Annotated in this window: 2 protein-coding genes; both read left to right on the forward strand. The window is 66.1% G+C overall.

What is annotated here, in order from left to right; all coding sequences use genetic code 11:
• Positions 1–906, forward strand: a 906-nt coding sequence (locus DU29_RS0128945) for an aldehyde dehydrogenase family protein (protein WP_028624807.1), incomplete at its 5' end; no start/stop codon positions are given.
• Positions 907–916: 10 nt separating this feature from the next.
• Positions 917–1240, forward strand: a 324-nt coding sequence (locus DU29_RS0128950) for an alpha/beta fold hydrolase (protein WP_028624808.1), incomplete at its 3' end; no start/stop codon positions are given.

The following is a 1240-nucleotide window of genomic DNA, read 5'->3' on the forward strand; positions in this document are numbered from 1 at the left end:
ACCACCGCTCTGCTCGGTGAAGTGATGAACGCCGCCGGCGTGCCGGCTGGCGTGTACAACGTGGTGCATGGCTTCGGCGGCAACTCGGCCGGCGCCTTCCTCACCGCCCACCCGGATGTCGACGCCTACACCTTCACCGGCGAGACCGGCACCGGCGAAACCATCATGCGCGCCGCCGCCAAGGGCGTGCGTCAGGTGTCGCTGGAGCTGGGCGGCAAGAACGCTGGTATCGTCTTCGCCGACTGCGATATGGACAAGGCCATCGAAGGCACCCTGCGCTCGGCCTTCGCCAACTGCGGCCAGGTCTGCCTGGGCACCGAGCGGGTGTATGTCGAGCGGCCGATCTTCGACGCGTTCGTCGCCCGCCTCAAGGCCGGCGCCGAAGCGTTGAAGATCGGCGAACCGAACGATCCAGAGGCCAATTTCGGCCCGCTGATCAGCCACAAGCACCGTGAAAAAGTCCTCAATTACTACCAGCAGGCAGTCGACGACGGCGCCACCGTTGTCACCGGCGGCGGCGTGCCGGACATGTCGGCGCACCTGGCCGGCGGCGCCTGGGTGCAGCCGACCATCTGGACCGGCCTGGCCGACGATTCGGCGGTGGTCACCGAGGAAATCTTCGGCCCCTGCTGCCATATCCGCCCGTTCGACAGCGAGGAGGAAGCCATCGAACTGGCCAACAGCCTGCCTTACGGCCTGGCCTCGGCGATCTGGACCGAGAACGCTTCGCGCGCCCACCGCGTCGCCGGGCAGATCGAGGCCGGCATCGTTTGGGTCAACAGCTGGTTCCTGCGCGACCTGCGCACCGCCTTCGGCGGCAGCAAGCAGTCGGGCATCGGGCGCGAAGGAGGGGTGCACTCGCTGGAATTCTACACCGAGCTGAAAAACATTTGTGTGAAACTCTGAGGACCTGGTCATGAACGCACCGCAGCAAAGCCCTGAAATCGGTCGAGAGATTATCGCTGCCGGCTACCGCACCAACCTGCATGATCAGGGCGAAGGCTTCCCAGTCCTGCTGATCCACGGCTCCGGCCCCGGCGTCACCGCCTGGGCCAACTGGCGCCTGGTGATGCCCGAGCTGGCCAAGCGCCGCCGGGTGATCGCCCCGGACATGCTGGGCTTCGGCTACAGCGAACGCCCGGCCGATGGTCAGTACCACCAACAGCGCTGGGTCGAACACGCGCTTGGTGTGCTGGATGCCCTGGGCATCGAACAGGCCGATCTGGTCGGTAACTCCTTC

Origin of the sequence: Pseudomonas sp. Ant30-3 (assembly GCF_000690905.1) — a bacterium.
Classification (GTDB): domain Bacteria; phylum Pseudomonadota; class Gammaproteobacteria; order Pseudomonadales; family Pseudomonadaceae; genus Aquipseudomonas.